The sequence below is a fragment of the Paenibacillus xylanexedens genome (assembly GCF_007676705.1).
Taxonomy (GTDB): Bacteria; Bacillota; Bacilli; order Paenibacillales; family Paenibacillaceae; genus Paenibacillus; species Paenibacillus xylanexedens_C.
Map to the genome: position 1 here is coordinate 627,571 of NZ_VEBF01000002.1, position 14,665 is coordinate 642,235.

Consider the following 14,665-nt stretch of genomic DNA (forward strand, 5'->3'; position numbering starts at 1 on the left):
GCCTTTCATTCATATTTCAGCGAGTTATAACACCGTAATTAATGGTTTCCCCGGTCCTGTTGTCGCCGCAGTTTCATTGCCCAGTATCTCCAGATAATCCGATGAATTGGTCACAATTACAGGGGTCGTAGTGTCATAACCTGCGGCTTGTATAGCTTCAAGATCAAATTCGATCAGGAGCTGACCATGAGAGATCTGTTCTCCTTCGTTCACTTTGACATCAAAATGCTGGCCTTTCAGTTTCACCGTATCCAATCCGACATGAATCAGAAGTTCTACCCCCTCTACCGATCTCAGACCGATGGAATGTTTAGTGCGGAACACCGTCTCAACGGTACCATCAAACGGAGCAAACACCTTGCCAACACTTGGCTGAATGGCCATACCTTGTCCCATGGCTTCTTGCGAGAAGGCCTCGTCCTTCACCTCTCTTAATGGCAGAACTTTACCTTCCAATGGAGCAAACACCACTTTTTTGGACTTCATGCCGGAAGCCGAAGTTTGCGACTGAGAATCCATACGGACTGGAGAAACGGACTCAGCAGATGGCTTACCCGCTTTACCAGACTCCGCACTTGCTACTGTATCTTGAAACCCGATTAGGAACACGCCTACAAAGGCAATAACGGAAGAAATCGCAACCGTAATCAGCGCATATAAAATATTGTTGGGATCATCACTGACAAAGATCGGCAATGTGGCAAGACCAGGGCCAACTGCAGTATACGCCTTCAGATTGACGATTCCCGCGAACATGCCCGCCGCTCCTGCGCCAATGAGGCATGCCAAAAATGTCTTTTTCAAACGGAGATGCACCCCGTAGATTGCTGGTTCAGTAATCCCGAACATCCCGGAAATTCCGGCAGAAAGAGCGATCTGTTTCATTTTTGGGTCTTTGGATTTGAAAGCTACGGCGAGTGCCCCTCCTCCTTGTGCCATATTGGCAGCAAGCATTGAAACGAGGAACAGCGTCTCGTAACCTGGTGAAGCTATTGCTCCAAAGATCACAGGATAAAACACTTTGTGCATGCCAAACATCACGATAAATGGCATCAACATCGACATAATAACGACGGTTACCCAGCCCACTTTATCCTGTATCCAGAAGACACCTTCCGACATCCCTGTGCCGATATATGTGCCCAATGGGCCGAGTGCAATCAGTGAGATAGGGGCAACTATCAGGATAACAATGAGCGGCTTCAAAAATATTTTCACAGGACCGGGTGATACTTTATCAGCGAAACGTTCAATATACGACATAAACCAAACGGTCAAAATAATCGGGATAACGGAAGTGGCATAAGCGACATTTGGTACGTTCATGCCAAGGAAATATACCGGTTCCTCTCCACCCAGAAGACCAATCATGTTTGGATGAAGCAACACACCGCCTAATAATACGGCTATATATGGATTGGCCTTGAACTTGTTTGCACTTGAGAAGGCAAGCAGCATCGGCAGGAAATAAAAGCCTGCATCTGCGATTGCGTTCAAAAAAACGTAGGCCTGATCTTCTTTTGTCATAAAGCCAAAAACGGTAGCCAGCAACAACAGAGCTTTGAGCATTCCAGAGGCTGCAATGGCCGGTATAATCGGTTGGAAGATGCCTGCGATGACATTGGCAAAAGCATTAAACAAACCCTTGGGACTGTAATCCCGTGGAGGCTTAACCTCATCACTGGCCGTTTCCGTGCTTATTAATGGAGCCAGTTCGTTATATACATAACTTACATCATTACCAATGATGACCTGATATTGCCCGCCACTATCCACGGCTCCTATGACTCCATCCAACCGTTTGATCTCTTCTGTATTGGCAAGCTTTGAATTTTTAAGTGTAAAACGTAATCTTGTTGAACAATGAATTACTTGATTGATGTTATTATTTCCACCTACATGCTCCAAAATTTCCTGAGCCAGCTTTTTGGAATTCATAACGACACCTCCGTCATTTCTTCTTGATGAGAACAAAAAAAGACCTAAAAAGGGTAGGAAAAGAGAAACTCTTCCCACCCAATCTAGGTCTTGCCTGCCGAACAGTAACACGCCATCGTTGGATGAATGTTATTCAATTATATAAACGAAAAGGAATATGAACATTTGAAATGGTTCCGTACTAACACTTGAAACTGGCACACATGAAAACGTTGATTTGTTTTACCCGGGTAAGTCGTTTCTTAAGCGTTTTCAAAATCAGTATATCAACTCTTCTGATGGAGTGCAAGCGGTTAAGCGAAATTAATGATTTCTTCATCTGTAATGATATAATGGTGGCATAACGAAAGGAATGACCAATGACGATGGAATTCAGACAACTTCAATATACGCTGCAAATTGCGGCCGAACGCAATTTCTCCCGGGCAGCAGAGAAGCTGCATATTGCGCAGCCTTCATTAAGCCAGCAATTATCCAAATTGGAAAAAGAATTGGGTGTACTCCTTTTTCAGCGTAATACAAGTACCGTGGAGTTAACCCATGCAGGTGTTACGTTTGTCGAGCAAGCCCAGAAGATCGTAGATGCTGTGGAGCTATTACGTCAGGAAATGTCCGATATCTCCCAGCTTCGCAAAGGTAAAGTCGTTGTAGGCAGCATGCCGATCACGGGCTCACACTTGCTCCCACACGTGCTTCCAGCGTTCCAACAAGCTTATCCCGAGATTGAGGTCACCTTATTGGAAGACTCCGGGCTTACGCTTGAGAAATTGACAGCCAGCGGCAAAGCTGATCTGAGTTTGCTATCTCTTCCTTTACAAGAGCCAAGCTTGTCTTATGTAACCATTGGAGAAGAACGGATTGATCTGGCGGTTCCCCCGAATCACCCTTTGGCACGCAGGGCAGATCCGGAACATCCGATTCCTGTGCGAATTGAAGAGCTCCGTGATGAACCCTTTGTTGTATTGAAAAAAGGACAGGGCTTCCGCAAACTTACATTTGATCTCTGTGAGCAAGCCGGTTTTGATCCCCAAGTTGTGTTTGAGAGCACAAATATTGAAACCGTTCAGTCGCTGGTCGCCACAGGTATGGGCATTACCCTGGTTCCACGCTTTATTGCCCGTGCACCGCGCAGTGAATTCGTGCCTGTATATGTGCCACTTGCTGAGCCTACTCCCAGCAGAACACTTGTTGTGGCTTATCGTCAAGGAAGAGTACTGTCAAAAGCAGCCGAGGCATTCATCCACACGTTTCAACAAACCGTTGCCGAACTGTCTAAAGGAGACTAATGAATTGTTCCTATAGATATGGAGGCATATGGTAATGAACCAAAACAAAGGCTTGACCCCTATGGGCCAAGCCTTTGTTATACTCGTTTCCCGCATCCGCAGGATAAAGTTCTTACTTTGCAATCACAGTAACTGGTTCCAGTACAATGTTGCTTGTTAAGTTGTTTGGTTTTCGATGCTTATTTATAATGTTAACGTAGAAACGTACATAAGAAAACTTCATCTCTGGCGGTTTATTTACGCAAATTACGATCGCTTGTCAGCCTGTTTTGCTGATTCATTACACGGCCTTCGTCCTGAACAGTTGAATCAGGGGGTGATAGCCCTCCTGCTCCATTCTCTAAGAATGCCCTTAAGTGATCTTCCCTTGTGTTATCCTGTTCCAGTCTCCTGAGCGTATCTTTCACATGGTTGTCCATTGATTGATCATCCTCCTTGGTGACGGGATAGTTATCATTACCCGCGTCCTGGAAGAATAAACACTTTTTCTGAAGAATTTTATTTTCAGTTTTTATTTTTCACCAAAATAAACGCCAGGTCGACGGTCCTCAAATACGGGAATACGGCCGCGAACCTCATCTACCAGGGAAGGACGAATGATTCCGGTCACGATCTCTTCCCCTTCGCCACCTTCAGCCACAATCTCACCCCAAGGATCAATGATGAGGGAATGTCCGAAAAATTCGGTCTCTCCCCCTTTACCCACACGGTTACAGGCGATTACATACATCTGATTCTCAATGGCTCGTGCCGTAAGCAAGGTACGCCAGTGGTGCAGACGAGGATTCGGCCATTCCGCAGGTACAATCAATGCCTTGGCCCCGTTTAGAGCAAGTGTACGGGCCAGTTCCGGAAACCGGATGTCATAACAGATCGAAGCACCTGCTGTAAGACCGTTCTGCAATTCAAAAATTTCAGGTTCCGCACCAGGCTGTAAATATTTCTCTTCGTCCATCAGACGGAACAAATGTAATTTATCGTATCGTGTTACCTGTTTTCCTTCACGATCATAAGCGTACATTGTATTGTATATCTGTCCATCCCGTTTCTCGGCGATTGAACCGCCCACGATGGAGATTTGATGCTTTTGAGCAAAAGCAGATAGCCACTCCCGTGATTTCTGGCCTTCCGGGTCAGCGAGTTCATGAATTTGCGTCAGGGCGTACCCCGTATTCCACATCTCAGGCAACACAGCCAGCCCCAGATCCGGATATTGTTCTACCGCACGTTCAAGCAACGACTGCATATGTTTATGATTGGCCTCAGGGTCTCCGAGCTGAATATCGCCCTGAATCAGGGCTACACGCATTTCCCCGTGTTGTTGTTCTGTCATGACAAGCACTCCTCTGAACCGTAATACCTGCTATCATAGCTTGATCATCTTAAGGACTGCAACCCTGTTTCCGTTATAAACCTCCACATAACAACTCAGGGAGCAGGGTCAGCAATCGATCGATCGTGAGCGCATCACCCACATTCCAGGTTGACTCTTCAACAAGGTACACCCTTCCATTCTTCACTGCCGGAAGAGCCTTCCAGCTTGGACTTTTCATCAGCATCTCTGTAGCTTGTCTTGCCAGGACTTCCTCAGGCAGCATAACAAAAACATGATCTCCCGCATACTGACGTACCGCTTCAGCCGAAATTTCCTTATAGGCTCTGCCTGCCGCAAGTGCTTCCTTCACTTTGGTAACTGGCCTGAATCCCATCGGATGATATAACATAGGCGCCAGACCGATATTGCCCATAACAAATAATCGTGCACCCCGATGATATGTAAATACAGATGCCGTTTCCCTTTCTTCAATCACTGTATGGATCTTCGCCCACATCTGCTTCGTACGCTCCCCATAGGAGGTTAGCCATTGTTCAGCCTGAGTTTGTCTGCCAAACCAACTGCCCAATCTGTGCATTCGTTCTTCCAACATGGCATGTGAATTGTAAGCAAGAGTTGGTGCAATGCGGGAAAGTTGTTCATACTGCTGTTCATTACTGCTATCAAAAATAATCAAATCCGGCTTCGTGATAACAGCTGCCTCCACATTAACCGGAGCAACCGCGTCATATGTCTGGTCTCCCAACAACTGAATGCCCAGCACCAGCAGATCCCCAGCGGAATCTCCGTAATACATCATTCGCTCCGGGTTAACTGGAATATTCACATCATGACCCAACCAATCTTGTACTAACGTCTGCTGCTGAATCGATCTGTCATATTGACGAGGAGATAATCCCGTCATTTGGCGAAAACGCCTGCTGAAATAATACTCATCCTTAAACCCCACGCGGCTCGCTATATCCCGAAGGGGTTCATCTGATTTGCGAAGCCAGTCCTTGGCATGTTTGATGCGAACATGATTCACATAATCGAGCGGCTTGTGACCCGTGAGTTGTCTGAAAAGGGTCGTATATTGCACAGGGCGGATCTCCGCAAGACGTGCCAGTTTCTGTACAGTGATTTCTTCAGCATAATGGTCGTCCACATACTGAATCGTACTGTGTAGTCTGGCTTCCATGCTCTGCTCCGTCTTTGGAGAAGTGTACCGGGTAATGATCATCTCCATCCATTTTTGGAACTGTGCATTCAGATGACTGTATTCGGCATCTGTTTTATAATTTCGAATGACATACATCTGTTCCAGCAGTCCACTTAACGGTGCATAGGGATAACCATTCAATTGGTTTCTGTGCTCAAATACAGAACGGGTAAAGAGCTCTGGATCACCAGTCAACACATGAATAACATCAAAAGCTATTACGATATATTTCAATTCCGAGACATTACGATGCTCAATCTGGTACCCCTCTCCCGGAGAAAGCGGATAGACACATCCCGTAGTAAACGGAAACTGTTCAGGTCCAATATATAAACGCCCCTCTCCTTCTTCACAGATCAGGAACGCATGTTTCTCGCAAGCCACTTCCAGCATCACCTGTTCAGGTTGTTCAATTCGTCGTACCAGATGATCCAGCCGAAACATGAATGCTGAAAAGAACAACGCTCCTCCATCGGCATCCAAAGCCTGCATGTCGGTTCACCTCGTTTTTCTAAAATGAGAATAATTATCAATCATTCTGTATGTCTGATTATATGCGAGCGATTGTTAATAATCCAGATAGGAGTTTAATCAGCAAAAAAGAGCGTTCAACGAAATGTTGAAGGCTCCTCTTACTTTTTTTTGGAAACTGCATTCCTCAAATAGTGTTCATCCTGCCTTACTAACTCATCACAAATTATTGGATCATCTGTTTTGGCAACTCTTTCAGCAGCCACTCCCTGGAAAGAGCATCACTAGAAGCTTTTGCGATATTAAAACGATATACTTTTCCTTCTTTCACCGCAGGCAGGTTCTTCCAGATTGAACTATCCAGCAATTCCTTGGTGGATTGCTTGGCATCGTCGGTCACAGGATCGAGAATATATATTCGATCACCGGCAAATTCAGATAATTTTTCAGTCGAAATCTCTACGAATCCCATGTCTTCATCCAATACTTTCTGAATTTCCGCGGTTGGCTTCAGCCCGTCTTTTCCATATAACAACTGGGGCAATCCTGCACCCGCCATGACAAATAGGCGATTCCCCGGATACATCGTGAATACTGAAGCGGTCTCCCCTTCTTTTAATCCGTTCTCATGAAGTTGCGTCCACATCTCTTCCGTCGCTTTTTGATGAGCCGTAATCCAGTCCTCCGCTTCTTGCTTCTTATTCAACAAGTCGCCAAGGATACGAATACGATCTTCTATTGAACCGAACGAATCAAATGTAACCGTAGGTGCAACCTTTGCGATCTGATCATATTGTGCTTCATCACTGTTGGAAAAAATGATCAGATCGGGATTCAAGTCCAGCGCCTTTTCCACACTGATTGGAAATCCTACATCTTCTGCCTGGGCAACCTGTTCATCGTACACGGTCCCCTCTTGACGAAGTATGCCGACAGGAACAACACCAAGTGCAAGCAGATCCCCGGTAACTTCTCCATGATAGATGACGCGCTTCGGATTCATAGGAACCTCAACCTCATGGCCAGTCCAATCTTTGAATACCCGGGTCTCGCCCTCATTCGTCTCTTCCACTGCAGTCGTGGTCTCTGTCGTTTCCGTGGCTGCTATGGAATCATCTGCGCCAGCAGCAGGTGTTGAGGCCTGATTCCCACAAGCCAGTAGCAGAATGGATAACCACGTGATCGTTAATAATACTGCCGTATTTCGTATACCCTTTTTCATTTCTATTTCTCCCCCTATATTATGTGCGTAGTGTAAGGAATTAATGATATTGATTATCATTATCGGATATTATCATAAAACATGGCTTCTCTCAGCTCAATGGACAAAACGAAATGAGCACTTTCAATTTTGTACAATACTCCGCTCTTTGCTCTCATGTCCTGTATAATCAAGTGGATTTCCCTCTATACAGCTCGGGATTGGCGTGATAAATTAATGAGAACTATTTGCCATTTTTAATAACCGGAGTGATGAATATAATGACCCATTCAGACCATATAACTGCTCGTTCAGCCTTTACGATACCGACTTCTGATGTGATGACACAGCTGCCAACGCAATTTTTTGCTACCCTTGTTCAAAATGTAAATCGCGAAATCGCAAGTGGTCATGACGTGATTAATCTGGGTCAGGGGAACCCGGACACACCGACACCACCCCATATTGTGAAAACACTGCAAGAGTCGGCTGAAAATCCCCTCTACCACAAATACTCCCCTTTTAGAGGGTACTCTTTCCTGAAGGAAGCTGTCGCCAAACGTTATAAGGAAGATTACAACGTTGATCTGGATCCCGAGACTGAAGTTGCGATTCTGTTCGGAGGCAAAACAGGTCTAGTTCAGTTACCCCAGGTCCTGCTTAACCCCGGCGACACCGTTCTCGTTCCAGACCCGGGTTACCCGGATTACTGGTCTGGTGTTGCACTTGCCAAAGCAAACATGTCATTTATGCCTTTACTGGAGTCCAATGCATTCCTGCCTGATTACGAAGCCGTTACTGCGGAAGATCGGGAGAAGGCCAAGCTGATGTTCCTGAACTACCCCAACAACCCAACGTCAGCAACGGCGCCCCTTTCGTTCTACGAAGATACGGTAGAATTCGCCATTCAAAATCAAATCGTAGTAGCCAGCGACTTTGCTTACGGTGCAATTGGATTCGACGGACATCGTCCAGTAAGTTTCCTGCAAGCCCCTGGTGCCAAAGAAGTGGGCATTGAATTCTATACGTTATCCAAAACATACAATATGGCTGGATGGCGTGTTGGATTCGCACTCGGTAACGCAGAGATTGTCTCTAAAATCAATCTGCTTCAGGATCATATCTATGTCAGTCTTTTCGGTGGGATTCAAGCTGCGGCAACAGAAGCACTGACTGGCTCCCAGGAATGTGTTGCCTCGCTGGTTTCACGTTACGAATCCCGTCGCAATGCGTTTTATGACGCTCTATCCTCCATTGGCTGGCAAGCTTCGAAACCAGCAGGTTCATTCTTCAGTTGGTTGCCTGTACCTGCCGGTTATACCTCCGCTTCATTTGCAGACTTGTTACTACGAGAAGCCAAGGTGGCCGTAGCTCCAGGTATTGGTTTTGGTTCGCATGGTGAAGGCTATGTGCGCGCAGGACTGCTAAGTGATGAAAACCGATTACGCGAAGCTGTGGAGCGGATTGGCAAGCTGAATTTATTCAAGTAATTTACAGGACCATAACCCCTTTGCATATGCCAAGTTTCCATGGTATGTTATAAGAAATATTGAACGAAACGTGATGACGGGACCAGTAAGAGAATATCAGTCGCGCCCAGAGAGTAAATTCCACCCTGCTGAAAGAATTTACCGTGACTCTTCTCTGAAACCTACCCCTGAGCGGCCTGTTACGTACAGGACAGTGCCTTCTGTTACAGGGCATGAAGCCGGATGATTTAATCATCAATAAAGGTGGTACCGCGGAAGTAACGAACTTTCGTCCTTTTTAACTAAAGGGCGGGAGTTTTTTTTGTACCCGCAAAAGCCTGCTCCAGAAGCACTTATTAATCATGTTTAAGGAAGTGAAACCATGACTTCACGTATTGTAGTTAAGATTGGAAGCAGCTCGCTTACAACGGAAGAAGGCGGTCTGGATCGCAGTTCGATCACTTTTTTTGCCGGAGAAATTGCAGCATTGGCTGATCAGGGCCATGAAGTGCTTTTGGTCACCTCTGGAGCGGTAGCGGCCGGATTCCGGGAGATCGGTTATCCTCAGCGCCCCAAACTGCTACATGAGAAACAAGCCGCAGCGGCCGTTGGGCAGGCATTACTGATGCAGGCATATCAACAGGCTTTTGCAGCGCACCGCGTTACTACGGCGCAAATTCTGTTAACTCGTACAGACTTTCACAGTCGTAAACGCATGGGTAATGCAGGCATGACCGTAGAAGAGCTGCTCAAACAGCGAGTGATTCCGATTTTTAATGAGAATGATACGGTATCGGTGGATGAATTGAAGTTTGGTGATAACGATCTGTTGTCCGCATTGGTTGCGAACCTGGTAAAGGCACAGCATCTGATCATTCTTACCGATACCAACGGACTGTACACCGCAGATCCGCGTAAAGATCCTTCTGCCGTTCGTTACGACCGTATCCCCGAGATAACGGCTGAGATCTACGCTTTTGCCGGCGGTTCAGGATCAACGGTTGGTACAGGCGGAATGCGATCCAAAGTCGATGCAGCCAAGGTTGCTACACGTGGAGGCGTACCTGTATTCGTGGGAAGTGTGAAAGAACTCGGAGATATGCAGAAGGCGGTTGATGGCACGGGCAAAGGAACTTACTTTGAGACACGACTCGCTTCGTTATCTCGTAAAAAGCAGTGGCTCGGCTTCATGTCTACACCGCTGGGAACAGTCGTTGTGGATGATGGTGCTGAAGAAGCACTTGTCCATGGGGGCCATAGTCTTCTACCTGTAGGGGTCAAGCGAGTACTGGGAACATTTCATGCAGGAGACGTCGTAGAGGTGATTGGTTTGGATGAAACCTTGCTCGGTCGCGGTATCGTCAATTATGATGATGACCAGCTTCGACTCATTGCCGGACTTCCCAGTGGAGAAGTGATGAAACAACTCGCTAGCATCCACAGACTTGAAGTTATTCATAGAGACGAATGGATTACGTTAAAATAAACATGAAGCAATATTAAGTTAAACTAATCATTTACACGTAACGGAGAGGACAGAAAAAACCTGAAAAAGCGGAGCGTTCGCCTTTATCACCGGATTTTCCCTTTAAAAAAGGGAATCGAAAAAATCTGGGGATAACAGCGATTGGAAGGTTATTCTGTCATCGTAGTGTCTGTGTGAATAATCTTTAGTCCAACATGTGGTTAAAATTTTAACTTTATATATATGAGGAGGAATTAAGATGAGTGAAGTTAGAGAAAAAGCCATCAAAGCCCAAGCCGCGGTTCCACAGCTGAACCGATTGAATACAGAACAGAAAAATACGGCCCTGCGTGTCATGGCAGATGCTTTGATAACGGAGACGGATTCCATCATTACGGCAAACGCCGAAGATCTGGTGCGAGGCAGGGAACAAGGTACACCGGAATCCATGCTGGATCGACTCGCCCTCAATAAGGAGCGCATTGCTGGCATTGCTGAAGGATTACGTCAGATTGCGGATCTGCCTGATCCAGTCGGTGAAGTATTGGAGACATTCACCCGTCCTAACGGATTGCATGTTGAAAAACTTAGAGTGCCGATTGGTCTGATCGGTATCATCTACGAAGCTCGACCTAATGTAACCGTGGACGCAGCGGGATTATGTCTCAAAACAGGTAATGCAGTGCTTCTGCGCGGCGGCTCCTCTGCCCTGTCCTCCAACCGCAAAATTGTAGAGGTGCTGCATCAGGCATTGGCAACGACAGACATGACTGCTGATGCGCTGCAACTCGTTGAGGATGCAGATCGTGCTTCCGTGGATGAAATGCTTAAATTAAACGGATTACTGGACGTCATCATTCCACGCGGCGGGGCTTCGCTCATTCGTAATGTGGTTGCCAATGCAACAGTACCTGTCATCGAAACTGGGGCCGGCATCTGCCATACCTATGTCGATGAATCAGCCGATCCGGTCATGGCAGCCGAAATTGCCATCAACGCCAAGGCACAACGTCCATCGGTGTGTAACGCCATGGAAACGTTACTGCTACATGCCACATACGCGGAAGAGCACCTGCCTGCTCTTGCCGAGCAATTCCGTGAGGCCAATGTGATTTTGAAAGGTTGCGACACGGTACGCCGTATTGTCCCTTCCGCTCTTGAGGCAACCGAGGAAGACTATGCGACCGAGTACAACGACTATATTTTAAATATCCGTGTGGTCGAGAACCTGGACGAAGCGATGCAGCACATCGCACATTACGGAACCAAACATTCCGAGTGTATCGTAACCCGGGATACAGCCCATGCAGAACGCTTCATGCATGATGTGGATGCAGCAGCCGTCTATCACAATGCGTCCACGCGATTCACCGACGGATACGAATTTGGTTATGGAGCCGAAATCGGGATCAGTACTCAGAAACTGCATGCACGTGGACCTATGGGACTACCAGCGCTCACGTCAACCAAATATCGGATTACCGGCAATGGACAGATTCGTCAATAATATTCCAGCACCAGTTATATAGGAGGAAGATAAATATGAGTCAAGAGCAGCAGACGTTACTACAACAGAAGATTACTTTCCACGGAGCAGGCGCGATGGCTGAAGCCATCGTGCGCGGACTGATCTCCCGCCTGGTCGTTCGTCCTCAGGATATTACGATGCTGAACCGCAGCAACCAGAAACGTCAGGAGGAGCTCAGCACCCGTTATGCTGTACATACCGGAACTGCCTCGCAATCCTTGGATCATCTTGCCTCCACTCCGGTCATTGTACTCTGTATGAAACCCAAAGATGCTGCCGCAGCACTGCGCGAACTGGGTCCGCTGTTATCGCCTGATCAACTGATCGTATCTGTCATTGCCGGGTTATCAATCCGCACGATGCAGTCCTTGCTCGGTCGTAAACAACCAATCGCCAGAACCATGCCGAATACATCTAGTACCATTGGACTCGGTGCTACTGGACTTGCCTTCTCTGCAGAGATAACGGATGAGCAGCGTAGTACGGTAATGACCATGTTTGAAGCGGTTGGTATCGTGACCATCGTGCCTGAAGATAAACTCGAAGTGCTCACAGGTATTTCCGGAAGCGGCCCTGCTTATGTATACTATTTAATGGAGGCCATGATTGCCGCAGGTATTCGTGGTGGCCTATCCAGCCAGCAATCTCGCGATCTCACTGTTCAGACAGTGCTGGGCGCATCACGTATGGTACAACAAACCGGTTTGGAACCGATGAAGCTTCGTAGTGATGTGACCTCCCCGGGAGGGGCAACCCAGGCAGCACTGAAAACGCTGGACGAAGGAGATTTCTTTGAAAATGTAATCGCAGCCGTCAACCGCTGTGCAGAGCGCTCACGGGAGATGGGAGCTGCTTTGGAAGGGGATTTAAAATGAATAACATGTGCACAGCCACATATCGTCTGCATGATGATCATGCAGACTTTCGCAAGAAAGCTCAGTCCATCGCGATTGGCATGACCGTTGGTAGCTGGACCGAGTTGCCACAGGCCCAGCGTGAAGCGATGCAGAAGCATCTGGGCGAAGTAATCAGCGTAGAAGTACATGAAGCTGATGGAATGGCTGCGGGTGAGCGTTACGCTGATATTACCATTGGATATCCTGATGTTAACTTCAGCCGTGATATCCCTGCCCTGCTCGTGACAGTCTTTGGCAAAATCTCAATGGATGGCCGTATCAAATTGACAAAGCTTGGTTTCTCGGATGGCTTCCTGAGTGCATTCCCTGGACCCAAGTTTGGACTGAATGGTGTTCGTGATTTGCTTGGTGTACATGATCGACCACTGTTAATGAGTATCTTCAAATCGGTTATTGGGCTGGATGCAGATGAACTGCGTGAACAATTTATTCGTCAGGCCCTTGGAGGCGTTGATCTGATCAAGGACGATGAAATTCTGTTCGAGAATAAATTGACCCCAATCGAAAAAAGAGTTGAAGTCTGCATGAAAGCTGCCGAACAGGCACGCCAGGAGACAGGCAAGAAACTTCTGTATGCAACCAATCTCACAGGACCTACATCTCGTCTGAAGCAACAAGCTGAACGCGCTATAGGTGCAGGAGCCAATGCCTTGTTGTTCAACGTATTGTCTTACGGATATGATGTGCTGCATGAACTCAGCAGTGATTCTGATATTAATGTGCCGATTATGGCTCACCCTGCTCTTGCAGGTGCACTGTATCCTTCACCGCATTACGGCATCTCGGCTTCGGTTGTACTTGGCCAGTTGATGCGTCTTGCCGGCGCCGATCTGGTACTCTTCCCTTCTCCTTATGGATCGGTAACGATGCCGAAGGAAGAAAATATGGCGATTACCGAGCAGCTGTTGTCATCTGATCTGCCGGTGAGAACCAGTATGCCAGTCCCTTCAGCCGGCATCCATCCAGGCCTTGTACCGCTTATTTTGCGCGACTTTGGCACAGATGTCATCGTTAATGCGGGTGGCGGTATTCATGGACATCCGATGGGCACTGAAGCAGGCGGACGAGCATTCCTGCAAGCCATTGATGCAGCTCAGCGCTCCATAACCCTCGCGCAATATGCAACCGAGCATCCGGAGTTGAAAAGCGCACTGGATCTGTGGGGTGGCGAACGATGAGAAGTGATAAGAAAACCGTTATTTTCTGTGACTTTGATGGTACGATTACTCTCTCGGACAACATCGTAGCCATCATGAAACATTTCAAGCCTGAGGGCATTGAAGCGATTATGAAAGATACGATTGAGCAAAAAATCTCGCTGCGTGAAGGTGTTGGAGCCATGTTTGCTCTGTTGCCTGCATCACAGAAAGATGAAATTGTGGAGTTCGTGCTTGGACAAGCAGGGATCCGTGAAGGATTCAGCGAGTTTCTTGAATATGTTCGCAGCGAAGGTATCGAATTCAATGTGACCAGTGGTGGCATGGACTTCTTTATCGAGCCGTTGCTCGCACCATTCCATATCCCGCAGGATCATGTCTATTGCAACGGGGCTGACTTCTCGGGTGAAACCATTCGGATTGAATGGCCGAATCCCTGTCAGCCTCCTTGTGAGAACGGCTGCGGCATGTGTAAAACGACTGTGATCCGTACCTTCCCGGAAGAACAATACAATCGAATCCTTATTGGAGACAGTTTGACGGATTTTGAAGGTGCCAAGATTGCTGATCTCGTCTACTCTCGCTCCATTTTAACGGACAAATGTATTGAACTTGGTGTAGACCATGTGTCATTCGCTACCTTTTACGATATCATCGAAGATATGAAACAGAAGCAAACACAAGGAGTGCTGTAAA

12 protein-coding genes and 1 other annotated feature are annotated in these 14,665 nt (G+C 47.2%); of the genes, 7 read left to right on the forward strand and 5 right to left on the reverse strand.

Annotation, left to right across the window (positions count from 1 at the left end; genetic code table 11):
- Positions 1-24: 24 nt before the first annotated feature.
- Entirely contained in the window at positions 25-1,938 is a 1,914-nt protein-coding gene (locus tag FS628_RS12740) for a beta-glucoside-specific PTS transporter subunit IIABC (protein ID WP_145322388.1), read from the reverse strand.
- A gap of 365 nt (positions 1,939-2,303) precedes the next feature.
- Between FS628_RS12740 and FS628_RS12745 the strand changes: the two genes are divergently transcribed.
- Positions 2,304-3,224, forward strand: a complete 921-nt coding sequence (locus FS628_RS12745; RefSeq protein WP_145322390.1) for a LysR family transcriptional regulator — start codon at positions 2,304-2,306, stop codon at positions 3,222-3,224.
- 233 nt (positions 3,225-3,457) lie between these two features.
- On the opposite strand, the gene FS628_RS12750 is transcribed toward FS628_RS12745, so the two are convergent.
- The 4 genes from FS628_RS12750 to FS628_RS12765 all read right to left on the reverse strand — a co-directional run bounded on the left by FS628_RS12750 (position 3,458) and on the right by FS628_RS12765 (position 7,454).
- Entirely contained in the window at positions 3,458-3,643 is a 186-nt protein-coding gene (locus tag FS628_RS12750; RefSeq protein ID WP_017687767.1) for a hypothetical protein, read from the reverse strand.
- Positions 3,644-3,735: 92 nt separating this feature from the next.
- On the reverse strand, positions 3,736-4,557 hold the full coding sequence (locus FS628_RS12755) for a carbon-nitrogen family hydrolase (protein ID WP_145322392.1): 822 nt from the start codon (positions 4,555-4,557) through the stop codon (positions 3,736-3,738).
- A gap of 73 nt (positions 4,558-4,630) precedes the next feature.
- The gene (locus tag FS628_RS12760) at positions 4,631-6,253 is read right to left on the reverse strand and encodes an ABC transporter substrate-binding protein (protein WP_145322394.1); all 1,623 of its coding nucleotides are present in this window, start codon (positions 6,251-6,253) and stop codon (positions 4,631-4,633) included.
- A gap of 205 nt (positions 6,254-6,458) precedes the next feature.
- A complete protein-coding gene (locus FS628_RS12765) occupies positions 6,459-7,454 on the reverse strand; it encodes an ABC transporter substrate-binding protein (RefSeq protein ID WP_145322396.1) in 996 nt (331 codons plus the stop codon).
- A gap of 260 nt (positions 7,455-7,714) precedes the next feature.
- Here FS628_RS12765 and FS628_RS12770 point away from each other — a divergent pair, with 260 nt between their 5' ends.
- The 6 genes from FS628_RS12770 (at position 7,715) to FS628_RS12795 (ending at position 14,664) form a co-directional block, all read left to right on the forward strand.
- Positions 7,715-8,923 (forward strand): pyridoxal phosphate-dependent aminotransferase, encoded by a 1,209-nt coding sequence (locus tag FS628_RS12770; RefSeq protein WP_145322398.1) that lies wholly within the window; start codon positions 7,715-7,717, stop codon positions 8,921-8,923.
- Positions 8,924-8,987: 64 nt separating this feature from the next.
- Positions 8,988-9,202 (forward strand) — a binding site (T-box leader).
- A gap of 82 nt (positions 9,203-9,284) precedes the next feature.
- Positions 9,285-10,388: a glutamate 5-kinase gene (gene proB / locus FS628_RS12775; protein WP_145322400.1), complete on the forward strand. Its 1,104-nt coding sequence runs from the start codon at positions 9,285-9,287 to the stop codon at positions 10,386-10,388.
- Positions 10,389-10,626: 238 nt separating this feature from the next.
- Entirely contained in the window at positions 10,627-11,874 is a 1,248-nt protein-coding gene (locus tag FS628_RS12780) for a glutamate-5-semialdehyde dehydrogenase (protein WP_145322402.1), read from the forward strand.
- A gap of 35 nt (positions 11,875-11,909) precedes the next feature.
- Positions 11,910-12,770, forward strand: a complete 861-nt coding sequence (proC, locus tag FS628_RS12785) for a pyrroline-5-carboxylate reductase (protein WP_036671976.1) — start codon at positions 11,910-11,912, stop codon at positions 12,768-12,770.
- Positions 12,767-13,990, forward strand: coding sequence for a 2,3-diketo-5-methylthiopentyl-1-phosphate enolase (locus FS628_RS12790; RefSeq protein WP_186327806.1), 1,224 nt, complete (start codon positions 12,767-12,769; stop codon positions 13,988-13,990). Before proC ends, FS628_RS12790 begins: the two co-directional genes overlap by 4 nt.
- Positions 13,987-14,664, forward strand: coding sequence for a 2-hydroxy-3-keto-5-methylthiopentenyl-1-phosphate phosphatase (locus tag FS628_RS12795; protein ID WP_145322404.1), 678 nt, complete (start codon positions 13,987-13,989; stop codon positions 14,662-14,664). Before FS628_RS12790 ends, FS628_RS12795 begins: the two co-directional genes overlap by 4 nt.
- The last annotated feature ends 1 nt before the right edge of the window (position 14,665 follow it).

Excerpts from the sequence above, each read along its gene's own strand:
- FS628_RS12740 (WP_145322388.1), bottom strand. The coding sequence starts at position 1,938 with ATGAATTCCAAAAAGCTGGCTCAGGAAATTTTGGAGCATGTAGGTGGA.
- FS628_RS12790 (WP_186327806.1), top strand. The coding sequence starts at position 12,767 with ATGAATAACATGTGCACAGCCACATATCGTCTGCATGATGATCATGCA.
- FS628_RS12765 (WP_145322396.1), bottom strand. The coding sequence starts at position 7,454 with ATGAAAAAGGGTATACGAAATACGGCAGTATTATTAACGATCACGTGG.
- proC (WP_036671976.1), top strand. The coding sequence starts at position 11,910 with ATGAGTCAAGAGCAGCAGACGTTACTACAACAGAAGATTACTTTCCAC.
- FS628_RS12780 (WP_145322402.1), top strand. The coding sequence starts at position 10,627 with ATGAGTGAAGTTAGAGAAAAAGCCATCAAAGCCCAAGCCGCGGTTCCA.
- FS628_RS12770 (WP_145322398.1), top strand. The coding sequence starts at position 7,715 with ATGACCCATTCAGACCATATAACTGCTCGTTCAGCCTTTACGATACCG.
- FS628_RS12750 (WP_017687767.1), bottom strand. The coding sequence starts at position 3,643 with ATGGACAACCATGTGAAAGATACGCTCAGGAGACTGGAACAGGATAAC.
- FS628_RS12755 (WP_145322392.1), bottom strand. The coding sequence starts at position 4,557 with ATGACAGAACAACAACACGGGGAAATGCGTGTAGCCCTGATTCAGGGC.
- FS628_RS12795 (WP_145322404.1), top strand. The coding sequence starts at position 13,987 with ATGAGAAGTGATAAGAAAACCGTTATTTTCTGTGACTTTGATGGTACG.
- FS628_RS12745 (WP_145322390.1), top strand. The coding sequence starts at position 2,304 with ATGGAATTCAGACAACTTCAATATACGCTGCAAATTGCGGCCGAACGC.
- FS628_RS12760 (WP_145322394.1), bottom strand. The coding sequence starts at position 6,253 with ATGCAGGCTTTGGATGCCGATGGAGGAGCGTTGTTCTTTTCAGCATTC.
- proB (WP_145322400.1), top strand. The coding sequence starts at position 9,285 with ATGACTTCACGTATTGTAGTTAAGATTGGAAGCAGCTCGCTTACAACG.